The sequence below is a fragment of the Staphylococcus sp. HMSC072E01 genome, from assembly GCF_001814125.1.
GTDB classification, from domain to species: Bacteria; Bacillota; Bacilli; order Staphylococcales; family Staphylococcaceae; genus Staphylococcus; species Staphylococcus hominis.
This window is the reverse complement of record NZ_KV814960.1, coordinates 1-15613: the sequence shown is the minus strand read 5'-3', so window position 1 is coordinate 15613 and position 15613 is coordinate 1. Positions and strand designations below refer to the sequence as shown.

Here is a 15613-nt window from a genome sequence, read left to right as displayed (position 1 = left end):
CCTTATCAAACATTTAAGGAGCTTAAATTAATGGTTAAATTTATTCACTGTGCAGATTTGCATCTTGATAGCCCTTTTAAATCTAAACAACAATTATCGACAAGTATTTTCGAAGATGTACAAAAAAGTGCCTATGAGAGCTTTAAAAAAATTGTAGATGTAGCATTAAAAGAAGATGTTGATTTTATGTTAATTGTAGGAGATTTATTTGATAGTGAAAATCGCACATTACGTGCTGAAATTTTTTTAAAAGAGCAATTTAAACGTCTGGAAAAAGAACAAATATTTGTATACATATGTCATGGGAATCATGATCCTTTAATAACTAGAATTACAGATAATTGGCCTAATAATGTATCAGTATTTTCAAATCGTGTTGAAACCTATCAAGCGATTACTAAAGTTGGAGAACAAATTTATATTCATGGTTTTAGTTATCAAAATAATACAAGTTATGAAAATAAAATTGATGAATATCCATCTAGTCAAGGAAGTAATGGTATACATATAGGAATGCTTCATGGGACTTATAGTAAATCTAAAATAAAACAGCGTTATACTGAATTTATGTTAGAAGATCTTAATCATAAATTGTATCATTATTGGGCACTCGGCCATATTCATCAACGTCAAGAACTAAGTGATATGCCACCTATTCATTATTCAGGTAACATTCAAGGTCGCCACTTTGGTGAATTAGGAACTAAAGGTTGTTTGCTTGTAGAAGGCGATCATCTACATCTTGAAACAACTTTTATACCAACTCAGTTTATACGTTTTGAAGAAGCTACAATTAAGACTGATAAAATTTCAAAACAAGGTATCTATGAGGAAATTCAAAAGTTTAAGAAACAAGTTCGTGAACAAGGTAAAGCATTTTATAGATTGACGATTAATATAGATAATGACAAAATTTTATCAACACAAGATATTCTTCAAATAAGAGAAATGATTAGTGAATATGAAGAAAATGAACATGATTTTATTGTCATTGAAGATATGATTCTTAATTATATACAGAATGAAGAAACACCTCTTATAAATGAATTTTCTAAAGAACTCATAAACGATGACAAAGTGTTTGAAGAGGCAATGACAGATTTATATTTAAACCCAAGAGCTTCAAAATATTTAGAAGACTACACCACTTTCAATAAGGCAAAACTCATTCATCGAGCTGAGAAAATATTGAAAGCAGATATGAGAGGTGAAGAAATTGATTATTAAATCACTTGAAATATACGGTTATGGTCAATTCGTACAACGTAAGATTGAATTAAATCAGACTTTTACTGAAATTTATGGGGAAAACGAAGCAGGTAAATCAACTATACAGTCATTTATTCATTCAATTTTATTTGGTTTTCCCACAAAGAATGAAAAAGAACCGCGTTTAGAACCTAGATTGGGAAATCAGTATGGGGGCAAGCTAACGCTTATTTTAGACGACAAATCTGAAATTGAAGTTGAGCGTGTAAAAGGTAGTGCTCAAGGTGATGTAAAAGTTTATTTAGAAAATGGATTGATAAGAGATGAAGCATGGCTTAAGAAGAAATTAAACTATATTTCAAAAAAGACATATCAAGGAATATTTTCATTTAATGTACTTGGTTTACAAGATATTCATCGAAATTTAGATGAACAACAATTACAAAGCTATTTATTAGAAGCTGGTGCTTTAGGATCTTCCGAATTTACATCTATGGGGCAAATGGTTAATCAGAAAAAGACTACGCTTTATAAAAAAGCTGGAAAGAACCCAATTCTAAACCAACAAATTGAAGAACTAAAACAATTAGAAGCACAAATAAGAGATGAAGAAACCAAATTAGACGAATATCAACGTCTTATAGATGAAAAAGATAAATCAGAACGCCATCTTTCTCATTTAAAAGAAAATCTTAAGCAATTATCAAAAATGCATGAAAATAAGCAAAAGCAGTTAGGACTTCATGCTCATGCGCAAGAATGGAAATCACTTGAGCATCATTTAAATATCGAACCGTTGAAGTTCCCAGAACAAGGCATTGAACGATATGAAACTGCATTAAAATATAAACAATCACTTGATCGAGATATAGGATTAAGGGATGAGAAGATAAGACAACTAGAAAATGAATTTAATTTAATTCAGATGCCTGAGGATAGAACTGTAAGTGATATGTATCATCTTTATCAACAAGAGAGTGATATCAAACAATCTGAATTAAAAGCTAAGGCTTTAAAAAAGGAAATAGAAAATTTTGAACGTTCTCAGCAAACATTAAAAGATGATATCGGTTGGAATGAAGTTTATCATGAAGCGGATACTTCTGAAACGATGAAGGATTATATAAGTGAAAAAATTAAAAATTATAATCATCAATTAAATCAAAAGCAACAAGTTGAACGTATGATTGGTGAGCATAATATTGAAAAAAAGGAAATTGAAAAGGAAATTAAGTCATTGGAAAGTGAACTCGTTTCTGAAACAGCACTTGAAAAGAAAAAAGAATATAATCAGCAAAAAATAGAATTGCATGAAAAAGAAAGTTTATACTCAAAATTAAAAGCCTCCTTTGAATCAGAAAAAGAAAGAAAACAAAAGCAATATCAATGGTTAAAAATCAGCTTTATCATTTTGGCTTTGATAAGTGCTGGTTTGACTATTTTTGCATTTATTACAACTAGTATCACTTTTAGTATCATTTTTGCAATTCTCACTGTGATATTTTTAGTAGGTTTATTCTTTAGTAAAAATAAAGATATTGATTATAGTGAAACAATTAGTGAGGAAATTAGTGATTTAGAACAACAACTTAAAGCACTCGAAGATAAATACGATTTAGATTTCAATCTAGATGATCAGTACCAATTGCGTGAACGTTGGAATAATGCTAATAATACTAAAACAGTACTTTCTAATAAACTTAACCATCAACATTCAATTTTATCAGATATTCAGTCTTCAATTGACGCATTAGCACAGGATATTTCTGAAGTCAAACAAGACATTAAAGTATCAGATAAAATGTCAGATGAACGTTTAGTAGATAGTTTGAAAACAATGAATCAACTTAAAGCTAATGATAAACAACTTAATAAATTATTATTAGAGAACATAGAGTTAAACCAAAATTTAATTAACTTCTATGATCATGCTCAGGATGTTACTAAAGATAGTTTCGACGAGTTTAATAAAATTTCATTATTTAATGATTTGAAACATTGGATTTCTCAGTATGAAAGTAAAAAAGAAAAGAAAACGCAATTACGAAATCAATTAACTTTATTAAGTAAAGAATTAAAACAGTTAGAAAGTCGTTTGGATGAAAATAAAACAACTATAAACGAGTTGTTTAAATATATCGAAGTTCAAAATGAAGAACAATATTATCAACATTACGAAGCTTATCAACGTTATCAACAACAACTATCACGATTCAATGATTTATCTACCTATTTGAGTAATCATGAATTCTCTTATGAAGATAGTTCTGTTTTAAGTGAAAAAACAACTGCTCAATTAGAAGAAGAAGATCAAATGTTAGCTCAACAAGTTGATGATTATAATGATAAATATTTGGAGAAACAAACTGAAGTGAGTGAACTTTCTGCACGTATTAATCAAATGGAAACAGATAAAACACTATCTCAATTGCGCCATCAATATAATAATTTAAAAAATAGAATGAATGATATTGCTAAAGATTGGGCGAGCCTTAGTTATCTTGAGACACTAATCAATGAGCATATTAAACAAATTAAAGATAAACGACTACCATATGTGATAGATGAAGCCATTAACATTTTCAAAACATTAACTGATGGTAAATATAATCTAATTACTTATGAAAATGATTCAATTAAAGTTAAACATCGAAATGGACAAATGTATCATCCACTTGAATTAAGTCAATCAACGAAAGAGTTGCTATACATTTCATTGAGACTTAGTTTAATTAAGGTGTTGAAACCATATTATCCATTCCCAATTATCATTGATGATGCATTCGTACATTTTGATAAACAAAGAAAATCAATGATGTTAAACTATTTAAGAGAATTATCTCAAGAACATCAAGTATTGTACTTTACTTGTACAAAAGATACTACGATTCCTTCTCGAGAAATGCTGATATTAAATAAAAAAGAGGAAGGCGGTAAACGATGAGAAACGTAGAAAAATTAAATCCTGGTGATTCGGTTGAGAATTTTTTCTTAATCCACAGAGCAACACAAGGTGTAACAGCACAAGGTAAAGACTATATGACATTATATCTTCAAGATAAAAGTGGAGATATTGAAGCTAAACTATGGACTGTCACAAAAGATGATATGAAAATCCTTAAACCAGAAATAATTGTATGGGTAAAAGGGGATGTTATTAACTATCGTGGCCGTAAACAAATGAAAGTCAATCAATTTCGATTAGCAACAGCAGAAGATGGAGTGAAAACACAAGACTTTGTAGATGGTGCACCACTTTCACCTAACGAAATTCAAGATGAATTATCACATTTTATCTTAGAAATTGAAAATGCACATTTACAACGTATTACGCGTCATTTATTAAAAAAATATCAAGATAAATTCTTTACTTATCCTGCAGCAAGTTCTCATCATCATAACTTTGCAGGAGGATTAAGTTATCATGTATTAACAATGTTAAAAATTGCAAAATCATTGTGTGATATCTATCCATTATTAAATAGAAGTTTGTTATATAGTGCGATTATTTTACACGATATTGGTAAAGTAAGAGAATTAAGTGGACCAGTTGCAACAACATATACGGTAGAAGGTAATTTGCTTGGACATATTTCAATAGCAAGTGATGAAGTTGCTGAGGCGGCAAAAGAACTTGGCATTGATAGTGAAGAAGTCATGTTATTGCGACATATGATTTTAGCACACCATGGAAAAATGGAGTTTGGTTCTCCTAAATTGCCACATCTAAAAGAAGCAGAAATTTTATTCTTTATTGACAATATTGATGCAAAAATGAATATGTTTGATAAAGCATTTAAGAAAACAGAAAAGGGACAATTTACTGAAAGAATCTTCGGTATGGATAACCGTCAATTTTATAATCCAGAGAAGTTAGATTAATATTAATAGACGAAAAAAGGTCGGAACAATATGTTCCGACCTTTTTGATTTATGAAAATTATGAAGATAATCCTGATGAAGCACCACTACTTTGTTGTTCTTTTAATTTTTCTGGATTAAGTATAGTATCTTCTACAGATTTTTTAATATCACTATCTTTATAATCTACGTTGTATTCTTTCAATAAGTCTTTATAAGCATTAGTCAATAGTTTTGGGTTTTTTTGAACTTTTTGTTCAATAATTTTTGTTTTTAATTGAGATTTTTGTTTGTTAAAGTCATCTTCTTTATTAGCTTTGATGATGTGATAGCCGTATTCTGTTTTAACAATGTCAGAAATTTGACCTTCTTTTAGTTTAAATAAAGCTTTATCAAATTTATCGACCATTTGTCCTTTAATAACATAACCTAATGATCCGCCTTTTTTAGCTGAAGCAGAATCCATTGATTCTTTTTTGGCAAGTTCATCAAATTTATTTGGATTTTTTTCAACTTCTTTTTGAATTTTTTCAGCTTTTGCTTTTGCTTTTTTATCTGATAAACCTTCTTTATCACTATCAGATTTAACTTTAATTAAAATGTGTGATGCTTTCTTAGTGTCATCTTTTATTTCTTTGTCAGAAACTTTGATTTTATCATTAAGTAATTGTTTTTGGTAAGTAGATAGTCTTTTCTGTTCTTTGTAATCATCAAGTGTCATACCTTGTTGTTTTAGCATACTTTCAAATTGATCTTTACCACCATATTGTTTTTCTTCTTTTTTAATATCATCATCGATATGTTTAGTATCTACTTTGTCTTTATATTTATCAGCTAATATTTTATTTAACTCAATACTAAATGATGTGCTAGCAATTTGATCTTTACCAATTTTATCCATAACATCTTTAACGGTTACATTACCAGCTTTTGAAGAAATTAATGTATTATCTTTAGAATCTGTAGAATCAGAACTACATCCTCCAAGCAATAAAACACCTGCTGTAACAGGGACAATGAGTTTATTCATAATTTTCATAGTTGATAGCTCCTTTTTGTATGTTAACAAAGTTACTATAACATAATATAATTATTCCACCAATTAATAAAAGATGATTTACAACTAAAGTATTAGAAGAAAAATAATTTAAAAAAGTCTACAATATCATTCAATATCATAGACTTTTTAATATATTCAAAATAACCACTAGACTGTATTTTAATTTTGATTGAATACGTTTATAATTACCATCTTTATATATTAGATATTTGAATGGAAGGGCACTTTTGTCAGTAAATTAATACCTGTTTGATGTTCTTCAACAAATTGTCCTTCTTTTGAAAAAAGAATAATTTTTAAATATAAAAAATCCATAACTGATAAACCAAGATTTAAGGCAAGTAAGAACATAAAATAGTGTCCATAACTTGGAAAATGATAAGTTAAGAAAATTAAAATGCTTGTAATTATTAAAAATGGCAAAATAAGATTAGTGCAAAAATAAAACTTGCGGACAGGCGTATTCACATACGTATTAAAATAAGGAAGCCATTTTTTCTTATTCAACTTGTGCCATCTAAACGCATGAATATAAGGTAAAAAGAAAAATAAATGTATTGTTTTGTGAATAGGGTACATAAAAATGATAAATAATATTAGAAGTAAAAAGTGTTTATCTGATAAAGGCGTTTTTACAAAATAATACATAATCTCATAACTAACTAAAAACGCAATAATAGTTGTTACAATACTCAAAAAAGCAATTCTTGGAACACCAAATCGCGCATGAATATCTATATGACGTTTACATAAAAACATAACTCCACCTCGAAAATAGGTCGTTTAATATACGATAGGTATTATCTAACTAAGTTGAGTTATCGTCAAGATAATTTTTAATAGCTATTGTAATATAGAACAATGTTTTTATATTAGATTGTATATTTATAAAAAAAGCCATAAAGAAATCTATTAATATAAATTTCTTTATAGCCAAATTGAGCTCAATGTTAGAGTTCTATTTGTTATTATTCTTATCTTCTGAAAATGTATTACTAATTTCTTCACCACGATTTTGAAGATTTTCAATATGAGATTTTAATTTTTCAATATTAGGATTGATATCAGATTTAAAATCTCCAATTAAAGTCTTAAATTCGTTTGCAATGTCGCTGCCTTGTTGTACACCGTCATTTTTCACTTGCTTACTATAATCAATAATATTATAGAAACTACGTTTAATTGTTTCGATTTCTCGTTCTAATTCTGAGCGAGCACCAGTAGGAACTTTTTGTCCAGAGGCATTAGCATTATATCTCTGTTGATCACGATTCATCCATGATACGGCAATACCAGAAGCAAGTCCCACACCGATACCAAATAATACACGTGTAACTTTCATTTTTTATTCTCCTCACTATTATGTCGTTTATAGAATAAATCATATCATTTTATGAAGTAAGTAACGATTGACTTAAGTTACTTACTATAAGTATTACATCGACATATTGATTTCATTTTATATTACCCGTAAATGATATTCAATATGCAGAATTATTCAAATTGAGCTTTAATTTGTTCAGCAATATCTTTTTTCTGTTCATCGCTAATTTCGTTTTCATGAGTTTCCCATTGATAACCAAAACCATCAATATCATTTTTATATCGTGGTAGGAAATGGAAATGTAAATGAAATACTGACTGATCAGCGTATTCACCATTATTTTGAATAATATTTAATCCATCAGGTTGAAATGCTTTTTTAATGGCATTTGCTACTTTTGGAATAGCAACTCCAATGTGTTTCATTGTTTCTTCATCAGTTTCAAAAATATTAGGAGAAGCTTTCTTCGGAATTAAAAGTGTGTGTCCTTTAGTAACTTGAGAAATATCTAAAAATGCATAAACATAATCGTTCTCATAAACCTTATAGCTTGGAATTTCACCAGTAAGAATTTTACCAAAAACAGTTTCTGACATAATTAAATGCACTCCTTTAACCTATTTTTACTCATTATTATAACATTGTTATTTTAAAAATTCGCTAATGAGTTATAGCAAACTTTAGTAGTTATATAATGATTTTGGTACAATATAACTCATGGAGGTGCCTTATGACAGTTAAAGTTGAACATTTAACAGGAGGGTATGGTAAACGTCCTGTTATTGAAAATATAAATTTTGAATTAAAAAAAGGTGAGATAGTAGGATTAATTGGTCTCAATGGCGCTGGAAAAAGTACTACAATTAAGCACATGCTTGGATTATTAACGCCAATGGAAGGAACACTTTCAATTTCAGATACCAATATTACTGATGATATTGAAATCTACCGTCGTAAACTATCCTATATTCCTGAATCACCAGTCATTTATGAAGAATTAACATTAGAAGAACATATAGCCATGACTGCTATGGCTTATCAAATAAGTAAGGAAGAAGCAATGAAACGTGCGCGTCCTCTACTAAAAACATTTAGACTTGAAAATGAACTTAATGTTTTTCCTAGTCATTTTTCAAAAGGAATGAAACAAAAAGTAATGATTATATGCGCATTTATTGTCAATCCTGAACTTTATATTATTGACGAACCATTTCTTGGTTTGGATCCATTAGGTATACAATCTATGCTTGGTTTGATGGTTGAAAAGAAAAATGAAGGGCGTACAGTACTAATGAGTACCCATATTCTTGCAACTGCTGAAAGATATTGTGATCGATTCATTATTTTAGATAGAGGAAAAGTGGTTGCTTTTGGGAATCTAGAGGAACTACGAGAACAAACGGGTCTTAAAGATCAAACGCTTGATGATATCTATATCCATGTTACGCAAGGTGGTCAAGCGACATGAATAATGAAGCCATAGCATTATTTAAACAACGTTATGATGCAATAAAGAAAGAAAAACATTATTATAATAAATTTATTTTTAATGGTCATTTTACTGTATTCTTAGTTATTTTATTAGGAGCCTTTATATTAGGTTATGGTCAATGGTTACAACATATTCCTAAAAATGTAGATTATGCATTCTTAGCAAGTGTTGTAATTGCTTTAACTTCAATCTTTCCATTTCGAACATTTTTAAAAGATGCTGACAAATTATTTTTGCTTCCTTTTGAGAAGAATATGGAAGATTATATAAAATTAGGCCTAAGATATAGTTATTTTAATCGTATAATATTGCAAATAGTGTTATTAATTGTATTGTTTCCATTATTTTATAAGCTTAATCAACAATTAGTTGTATCTTATATCGTGATGAGTGTATTAGCGCTTATTCATCCTATTTTAGGATTACGCTTAAAATGGCAATGGTATCGTGCGAGATTGGCTCAATGGGTATTAAATGTCTTAATATTTTCACTTAATTTTATAACGTATTATCTAGTTTTAGGGAATCAATTATATTTTGCCATTTTACTAACAATCATTTTCTTTGGCATGGTGTATTTTATACCTAAATTTAAGAGTCAGGCGTTATTTCCATGGGAACAGTTGATTTCAGTAGAAGAAAGACATCATACAAATTATTATAAATTTGTAAATATGTTTACTGATGTTAAGCATTTAAAAGAAAATGCAGCAAGACGCAAATATTTAGATTTTCTTTTACCCACGCCCAAAGGACGCCGTTTTAATTCGCACAATATGTATCTTTATTTATTTGTGAGAAGTTTTGTAAGAGGGAAAGATGCATTAAGTATTATTCTTCGACTTGTTGTCATTGCACTTGTACTTATGGTTTGGCTGTCTCATCCACTTGTTTCTATTATTATTGGTAGTTTATTTATGTATATTATTTTATTGCAAATGTCTCAGTTTTATACGCAGCAAGCGTATGGACTCTGGCCTCAGGTTTGGCCTGTATCAGATAGTGAAGTAATCAAAGGATATGAAAAATTCTTATATCGCCTTATGATTATGATAGGTATTATTTTCGCAATCATTTTTATCATCTTTTATATGAAATACTTCTTTTTTGCAATTGTATTTTTTGTTGTAGGATGGTTGACGATTAGAAGTACGATTAAAAAATTGCAATATCAGGAAACTTTATTAAGAGATTAAAAAAAGAGGGAACTTAAGATGTATTAAACACATACTTAAGCGTCCTCTTTTTATGTTAATCGTTAATAGGATATAAATATCTTTCAAAATAACTTGAATGTTGACTGCTTGAGCCAAAATAATGTCTTAATGCTTCTTTAGAAAAATAATCATTAAACATGTCAGATGATTTAAAATCTTCGTATGTTTGACGATTAGCGAAGCCGAAGTAAATTTTATAAGTAGTACCTTCTTCAGGTCTTAAGAAACGATAACTTTTAAAACCAGCAAATTGACTAAAATCTAAATTCAAATTTGAAAGACGTTTTTCTAGTTGATTGACATGATCATCTGAACTTGGAATGAAGATAGCTGAATAGAAATGTTGATTATTAAGTTCATTTATTTCATTAATAACTTCATAAGTAGTAGGATGTTTAAGTATAGATTTATCTTCGGATTCTTCGATAATGACTGAAGAATCATTAGTTGAATAAATAAACAGATGATTCTCAGAATGATTTAAACGAATTTGATTTAAATAGTCATAAGTTCCATAAGTTGTATATATTTTCATAAGCCATACCTCCTTTATTTATGTATATTATACGATTAAATGATAAGACTAGCTATTATAAATAATTAGAATGGGAAAATAAATTGTGAATAATTTATTTGAATCAATTCACTTATAATTATAAATTTAAAATTAAAGAATAGATAGAAGTGCTTTGTCATTTTTATGACATTTAATATTTAAGAAACGCGAAATCTTTTATGTTGTGATATTATGAATAAGAATGATTTTAATTTAGGAGGACAAAATGGTGCATAAAAAAAACAATACAATTTTACAAACAATTAAAGGGGAATCAACCTCACACACACCTGTGTGGTTTATGCGCCAAGCTGGCAGATCGCAACCAGAATATCGCAAATTAAAAGAAAAGTATTCACTTTTTGATATTACACATCAACCAGAACTTTGTGCATATGTAACACATCTACCTGTTGATAATTACAATACTGATGCAGCTGTGTTATATAAAGATATTATGACACCACTTAAACCTATCGGAGTAGATGTTGAAATTCAATCTGGTATAGGTCCTGTAATCCACAATCCCATTAAATCTGTGAAAGATGTGGAAAAATTAACTCAAATCGACCCCAAAAGAGACGTGCCTTATGTGCTAGAAACAATTAAAATTCTAACTGAAGAAAAATTAAATGTACCTTTAATTGGATTTACGGGTGCTCCCTTTACATTAGCATCTTATATGATTGAAGGCGGACCGTCTAAAAACTACACATTTACTAAGGCGATGATGTATGGCGATGAAGAGACTTGGTTTGCTTTAATGAATCATCTTGTAGACGTTTCAATTAAATATGTAACTGCTCAAGTTGAAGCAGGTGCAGAATTGATTCAAATTTTTGATTCATGGGTAGGCGCACTTAATGTACAAGATTATCGATATTATATAAAACCATTTATGGATCGGTTGGTTTGTGGAATTAAAGAACAACATAATATTCCTGTTATATTATTTGGTGTAGGGGCTAGTCATCTTATTAATGAATGGAATGATTTACCAATAGATGTTCTAGGTTTAGACTGGCGTACATCTATTTTGCAAGCAGATCAATTAGGTGTAAATAAAACATTACAAGGTAATTTAGATCCTTCATTACTACTAGCGCCATGGGATGTATTAGAACAAAGGGTTAAAGCAATACTTGATGAAGGAATGCAAAGAGGTCAACATATATTTAACTTAGGTCATGGCGTTTTCCCAGAAGTTCAACCAGATACACTTAAAAAAGTAACACAACTGGTTCATGACTATACGCGAAAATAAAATTAGAATCATAAAAATTTATTTTTAAAAGGGAAGGTTTTAAGAATGACTAAAACAGTAGGTTTATTAGTAATGGCATATGGTACGCCATATAAAGAAAGTGATATTGAACCATATTATACCGACATAAGACATGGTAAAAGACCAACTGAAGAAGAACTTCAAGATTTAAAAAATCGTTATGAATTTATAGGTGGACTTTCTCCACTTGCAGGTACCACAAATCGTCAAGCTGAAGCACTTACAGATGCACTTAATAAAACATATGATGATGTAGAATTTAAATTATATTTAGGATTGAAACATATTTCTCCTTATATTGAAGAAGCAGTTGAAAAAATGCATAATGATGGCATTACAGAGGCAGTTACAGTCGTATTAGCACCCCATTATTCAAGTTTTTCTGTAGGTTCATATAATAAACGCGCTAAAGAAGAAGCGGATAAATATGGTATACAACTACATCATGTTGAACGTTATTATCAACAACCTAAATTTATTGAATACTGGACAAATAAAGTAAATGAAACACTAGTTAAAATTCCGGAAGAAGAACATGATGAAACAATTTTAATCGTGTCTGCGCACAGTTTACCTAAAGGATTAATAGAACGTAATAATGATCCTTATCCTAATGAAATTAAAGATACTATGGATCGTTTAGAAGCTTCTACAAATATTAAACATGTAGCGCAAGGGTGGCAGTCAGAAGGTAATACAGGTACGCCTTGGCTAGGACCTGATGTACAAGATTTAACAAGAGAATTATACAAAGAACATCACTATAAAAACTTTATTTATACACCCGTTGGATTTGTTTGTGAACATCTTGAAGTACTTTACGATAATGATTATGAGTGTAAAGTTGTTTGCGATGACATTGGTGCTAATTACTATCGACCAGAAATGCCTAATACAAATCCGTTATTTATAGGTGCAATTGTCGACGAAATTAAAACAGTTTTTTAAAAAGGAAGGGACATGTTGTGAGTAAAAAAGTTGCAATTATAGGCGCTGGCATTACAGGTCTAGCCAGTGCATATTATTTTAAACATTATAATGAAGACATAGATGTAACTATTTTTGAAGCAACTTCAAGACCTGGAGGTAAAATTCAAACTTATCGCCGCGATGGTTATACTATTGAACTTGGTCCAGAATCTTACTTAGGTCGAAAAACGATCATGACAGATTTAGCAAAAGATATAGGTCTTGAAGATGATTTAATTACGAATCAAACAGGACAATCCTACATTTTTGCTAAGAACCAATTGTATCCTATTCCTGGCGGATCAATTATGGGAATTCCAACAGATATTAAACCTTTCTTAAAAACACGTTTAATTTCCCCTTTAGGAAAATTAAGAGCAGGATTAGATTTAGTTATTCCGCCTATTAAAATAGAAAATGATATTTCGGTTGGTGAATTCTTCAGAAAACGTTTAGGAAACGAAATGCTGGAAAATTTGATTGAGCCTCTTATGGGAGGGATTTATGGAACAGATATTGATCAATTAAGTTTGATGAGTACGTTCCCTAATTTCAAGCATAAAGAAGAATCATATGGTAGTTTAATTAAAGGAATGAAATATGAAAAACGCGAACGTACAAGAAAACGTCAGCTTTATCCGGGCGCTCCTAAAGGACAATTCAAACAATTTAGACATGGGCTAAGTTCATTTATTGAAGCACTAGCTAAAAATGTTGAACAAAAAGGTGTACACATCAAATACAATACACCAGTAGAAGATATTCATATTTATAATGATAATTATGAGATTGTTACACATAATAGTCGAGAGACGTTTGATGGTTTACTTGTTACGACACCACATCAAACGTTTATGAAATGGTTTAATCATGATTCAGCATTTGAATACTTTAATACTATGGATTCTACTACAGTTGCAACGGTTGTATTTGCATTTGATGAAAAAAATATCGAAAATACCTATAATGGTACTGGATTTGTCATTGCAAGAACCAGTCATACAGATATTACTGCATGTACTTGGACGACTAAAAAGTGGCCATTTACCACACCAAAAGGTAAAGTATTATTACGTGCGTATGTAGGAAAACCTGGCGATACGGTTGTAGACGATCATACTGATGAAGAAATTGTAAATATCGCACGTCGAGATTTAAGTAAAATGATGACGTTTAAAGGTGATCCAGATTTTACCATAGTGAATCGATTACCAAAAAGTATGCCACAGTATCATATCGGTCATATGACTCAAATTCGAAATATACAAAATCATGTAAAACGTCAATATAACGGATTACGCATTACCGGTGCACCTTTTGAAGCGGTAGGCTTACCTGATTGTATTCAACAGGGCAAAAATGCTGTTGAAGAATTAATAGACGAGTTATAAATAAAGCATAGTAAATAAGCACTTTTTAGAGGTTACATTTGTCTCTTTAAAGTGCTTTATTTTAAAATAAACAGTCATTATTAAGGAGAAGAGGAGAATAAAAATGACAGATGTAATTATTGTTCATTCACAAATAGGAAATGCACATAATCATTGGTATCAATGGTTAAAACATAACTTAGCGCTCGAAGGATATAATGTACAATTGTTTAATTTAGATAAAGAAGATAATAAAAAATTAGATATGTGGCTAAAGGCTATGAAACAACAAATTAAAATCGATCATCCCGATATGTATGTTGTAACACATGGCTATGGTTCAATCGCTGCTTTGAAATTTATTGAACAATTAGATTTAAAACATCCAATAGAAGGCTTTTTTAGTATTGCTGGATTTAAAGAAGATGCTCAAGACATTGATGAATCTGTTAATTTAGATCATATTACCATTGATTATAATGAAATTAAGAAAAAGGTTAAACACTTTCACGGCCTCGCTTCAAAAGATGATGAACATGTATCTTATAAAGAAACTGAAAAGTTATTACAAGCTTTAGGAGGATCAATTCGAATTGTTGAAGAAGGAGGTCACTTCCTAGAAGAAGAAGGCTTCGTTTCTTTCAGTGAACTACAAGAAAAAATGCAAAAATATATGACACAATAATGTTAGAGTGGGAAAGTATCAAATAGTAATATAAAGAGTAATAATAATTATGAGATTTTATATCCAAATTATCCCACAAAATAAAAATTTTTAAGTTTAGCGTTTTTTTACACAAATTAATTTATAATTTTTATTGACTATATAGATATTAATATATATACTAATAAAGTATTGAAAAAAGCACTACTTAAAAAATAATTATCTCATAATTATTTAAACTTATAATTAAAGTATTGTAAAAATTATTTTAAAAAAGTGTTGACATTACAGTGACTTAAATGATATATTAATTAAGTACTCGTTTGAAGTACTAAATAATATTAGCGCGGGATGGAGCAGTTCGGTAGCTCGTCGGGCTCATAACCCGAAGGTCGGTGGTTCAAATCCGCCTCCCGCAATACATAATTTTATAGGTCTCGTAGTGTAGCGGTTAACACGCCTGCCTGTCACGCAGGAGATCGCGGGTTCGATTCCCGTCGAGACCGCCATTACTTTTGACTTAAGATTAAGGTTCAGTAGCTCAGTTGGTAGAGCAATGGATTGAAGCTCCATGTGTCGGCAGTTCGATTCTGTCCTGAACCATTT

General features: G+C 29.8%; 14 protein-coding genes and 3 tRNA genes. 12 read left to right on the top strand and 5 right to left on the bottom strand.

Annotation, left to right across the window (positions count from 1 at the left end; translation table 11 throughout):
- The first annotated feature begins 30 nt into the window (after positions 1-30).
- Genes HMPREF2953_RS01725 through yhaM form a run of 3 tightly spaced genes read left to right on the top strand, consistent with a single transcriptional unit; the run spans position 31 to position 5091 of the window.
- A complete protein-coding gene (locus HMPREF2953_RS01725) occupies positions 31-1227 on the top strand; it encodes a DNA repair exonuclease (RefSeq protein ID WP_049334944.1) in 1197 nt (398 codons plus the stop codon).
- Positions 1217-4153 (top strand): AAA family ATPase, encoded by a 2937-nt coding sequence (locus HMPREF2953_RS01720; RefSeq protein ID WP_070671481.1) that lies wholly within the window; start codon positions 1217-1219, stop codon positions 4151-4153. The genes HMPREF2953_RS01725 and HMPREF2953_RS01720 overlap by 11 nt, the downstream gene beginning before the upstream one ends.
- A complete protein-coding gene (yhaM, locus tag HMPREF2953_RS01715; RefSeq protein ID WP_017176389.1) occupies positions 4150-5091 on the top strand; it encodes a 3'-5' exoribonuclease YhaM in 942 nt (313 codons plus the stop codon). The genes HMPREF2953_RS01720 and yhaM overlap by 4 nt, the downstream gene beginning before the upstream one ends.
- Before the next feature lie 58 nt (positions 5092-5149).
- Here the strand turns inward: yhaM and HMPREF2953_RS01710 are convergent, their stop codons facing one another.
- The 4 genes from HMPREF2953_RS01710 to HMPREF2953_RS01695 all read right to left on the bottom strand — a co-directional run bounded on the left by HMPREF2953_RS01710 (position 5150) and on the right by HMPREF2953_RS01695 (position 8050).
- Positions 5150-6109, bottom strand: coding sequence for a peptidylprolyl isomerase PrsA (locus HMPREF2953_RS01710; protein ID WP_070671479.1), 960 nt, complete (start codon positions 6107-6109; stop codon positions 5150-5152).
- Between the two features lie 222 nt (positions 6110-6331).
- Entirely contained in the window at positions 6332-6889 is a 558-nt protein-coding gene (locus tag HMPREF2953_RS01705) for a DUF3267 domain-containing protein (RefSeq protein ID WP_070671477.1), read from the bottom strand.
- 199 nt (positions 6890-7088) lie between these two features.
- Positions 7089-7472, bottom strand: a complete 384-nt coding sequence (locus tag HMPREF2953_RS01700) for a YtxH domain-containing protein (RefSeq protein ID WP_002449632.1) — start codon at positions 7470-7472, stop codon at positions 7089-7091.
- A gap of 152 nt (positions 7473-7624) precedes the next feature.
- Entirely contained in the window at positions 7625-8050 is a 426-nt protein-coding gene (locus HMPREF2953_RS01695) for an HIT family protein (protein WP_049334948.1), read from the bottom strand.
- 134 nt (positions 8051-8184) lie between these two features.
- On the opposite strand from HMPREF2953_RS01695, the gene HMPREF2953_RS01690 reads away from it, so the two are divergent.
- Positions 8185-8922: an ABC transporter ATP-binding protein EcsA gene (locus tag HMPREF2953_RS01690; protein ID WP_070671475.1), complete on the top strand. Its 738-nt coding sequence runs from the start codon at positions 8185-8187 to the stop codon at positions 8920-8922.
- Positions 8919-10142 (top strand): ABC transporter permease EcsB, encoded by a 1224-nt coding sequence (locus HMPREF2953_RS01685; RefSeq protein ID WP_049334950.1) that lies wholly within the window; start codon positions 8919-8921, stop codon positions 10140-10142. Before HMPREF2953_RS01690 ends, HMPREF2953_RS01685 begins: the two co-directional genes overlap by 4 nt.
- Positions 10143-10197: 55 nt before the next feature.
- Here HMPREF2953_RS01685 and HMPREF2953_RS01680 read toward each other — a convergent pair whose 3' ends face one another.
- Positions 10198-10698, bottom strand: a complete 501-nt coding sequence (locus tag HMPREF2953_RS01680; protein WP_049334951.1) for a hypothetical protein — start codon at positions 10696-10698, stop codon at positions 10198-10200.
- A gap of 247 nt (positions 10699-10945) precedes the next feature.
- Here HMPREF2953_RS01680 and hemE point away from each other — a divergent pair, with 247 nt between their 5' ends.
- The 7 genes from hemE (at position 10946) to HMPREF2953_RS01645 (ending at position 15610) form a co-directional block, all read left to right on the top strand.
- Positions 10946-11983 carry a uroporphyrinogen decarboxylase gene (hemE, locus tag HMPREF2953_RS01675; protein ID WP_049334952.1) on the top strand — a complete coding sequence of 346 codons (1038 nt, stop codon included), beginning with the start codon at positions 10946-10948 and terminating at the stop codon, positions 11981-11983.
- Between the two features lie 45 nt (positions 11984-12028).
- The gene (hemH, locus tag HMPREF2953_RS01670) at positions 12029-12952 is read left to right on the top strand and encodes a ferrochelatase (protein ID WP_070671473.1); all 924 of its coding nucleotides are present in this window, start codon (positions 12029-12031) and stop codon (positions 12950-12952) included.
- A gap of 17 nt (positions 12953-12969) precedes the next feature.
- Positions 12970-14364: a protoporphyrinogen oxidase gene (gene hemY / locus HMPREF2953_RS01665; RefSeq protein WP_070671471.1), complete on the top strand. Its 1395-nt coding sequence runs from the start codon at positions 12970-12972 to the stop codon at positions 14362-14364.
- A gap of 103 nt (positions 14365-14467) precedes the next feature.
- Positions 14468-15028: an RBBP9/YdeN family alpha/beta hydrolase gene (locus HMPREF2953_RS01660; protein WP_049334955.1), complete on the top strand. Its 561-nt coding sequence runs from the start codon at positions 14468-14470 to the stop codon at positions 15026-15028.
- A 324-nt stretch (positions 15029-15352) separates the two neighbouring features.
- A tRNA-Met gene (locus HMPREF2953_RS01655) sits at positions 15353-15426 on the top strand.
- Positions 15427-15440: 14 nt separating this feature from the next.
- Positions 15441-15516, top strand: a tRNA-Asp gene (locus tag HMPREF2953_RS01650).
- Positions 15517-15537: 21 nt separating this feature from the next.
- A tRNA-Phe gene (locus HMPREF2953_RS01645) sits at positions 15538-15610 on the top strand.
- Positions 15611-15613: the final 3 nt, after the last annotated feature.

What these genes read in the sequence shown, in the direction of transcription:
- HMPREF2953_RS01725 (WP_049334944.1), top strand. Translation starts at nt 31, where the DNA reads ATGGTTAAATTTATTCACTGTGCAGATTTGCATCTTGATAGCCCTTTT.
- yhaM (WP_017176389.1), top strand. Translation starts at nt 4,150, where the DNA reads ATGAGAAACGTAGAAAAATTAAATCCTGGTGATTCGGTTGAGAATTTT.
- HMPREF2953_RS01710 (WP_070671479.1), bottom strand. Translation starts at nt 6,109, where the DNA reads ATGAAAATTATGAATAAACTCATTGTCCCTGTTACAGCAGGTGTTTTA.
- HMPREF2953_RS01705 (WP_070671477.1), bottom strand. Translation starts at nt 6,889, where the DNA reads ATGTTTTTATGTAAACGTCATATAGATATTCATGCGCGATTTGGTGTT.
- HMPREF2953_RS01700 (WP_002449632.1), bottom strand. Translation starts at nt 7,472, where the DNA reads ATGAAAGTTACACGTGTATTATTTGGTATCGGTGTGGGACTTGCTTCT.
- HMPREF2953_RS01695 (WP_049334948.1), bottom strand. Translation starts at nt 8,050, where the DNA reads ATGTCAGAAACTGTTTTTGGTAAAATTCTTACTGGTGAAATTCCAAGC.
- HMPREF2953_RS01690 (WP_070671475.1), top strand. Translation starts at nt 8,185, where the DNA reads ATGACAGTTAAAGTTGAACATTTAACAGGAGGGTATGGTAAACGTCCT.
- HMPREF2953_RS01685 (WP_049334950.1), top strand. Translation starts at nt 8,919, where the DNA reads ATGAATAATGAAGCCATAGCATTATTTAAACAACGTTATGATGCAATA.
- HMPREF2953_RS01680 (WP_049334951.1), bottom strand. Translation starts at nt 10,698, where the DNA reads ATGAAAATATATACAACTTATGGAACTTATGACTATTTAAATCAAATT.
- hemE (WP_049334952.1), top strand. Translation starts at nt 10,946, where the DNA reads ATGGTGCATAAAAAAAACAATACAATTTTACAAACAATTAAAGGGGAA.
- hemH (WP_070671473.1), top strand. Translation starts at nt 12,029, where the DNA reads ATGACTAAAACAGTAGGTTTATTAGTAATGGCATATGGTACGCCATAT.
- HMPREF2953_RS01660 (WP_049334955.1), top strand. Translation starts at nt 14,468, where the DNA reads ATGACAGATGTAATTATTGTTCATTCACAAATAGGAAATGCACATAAT.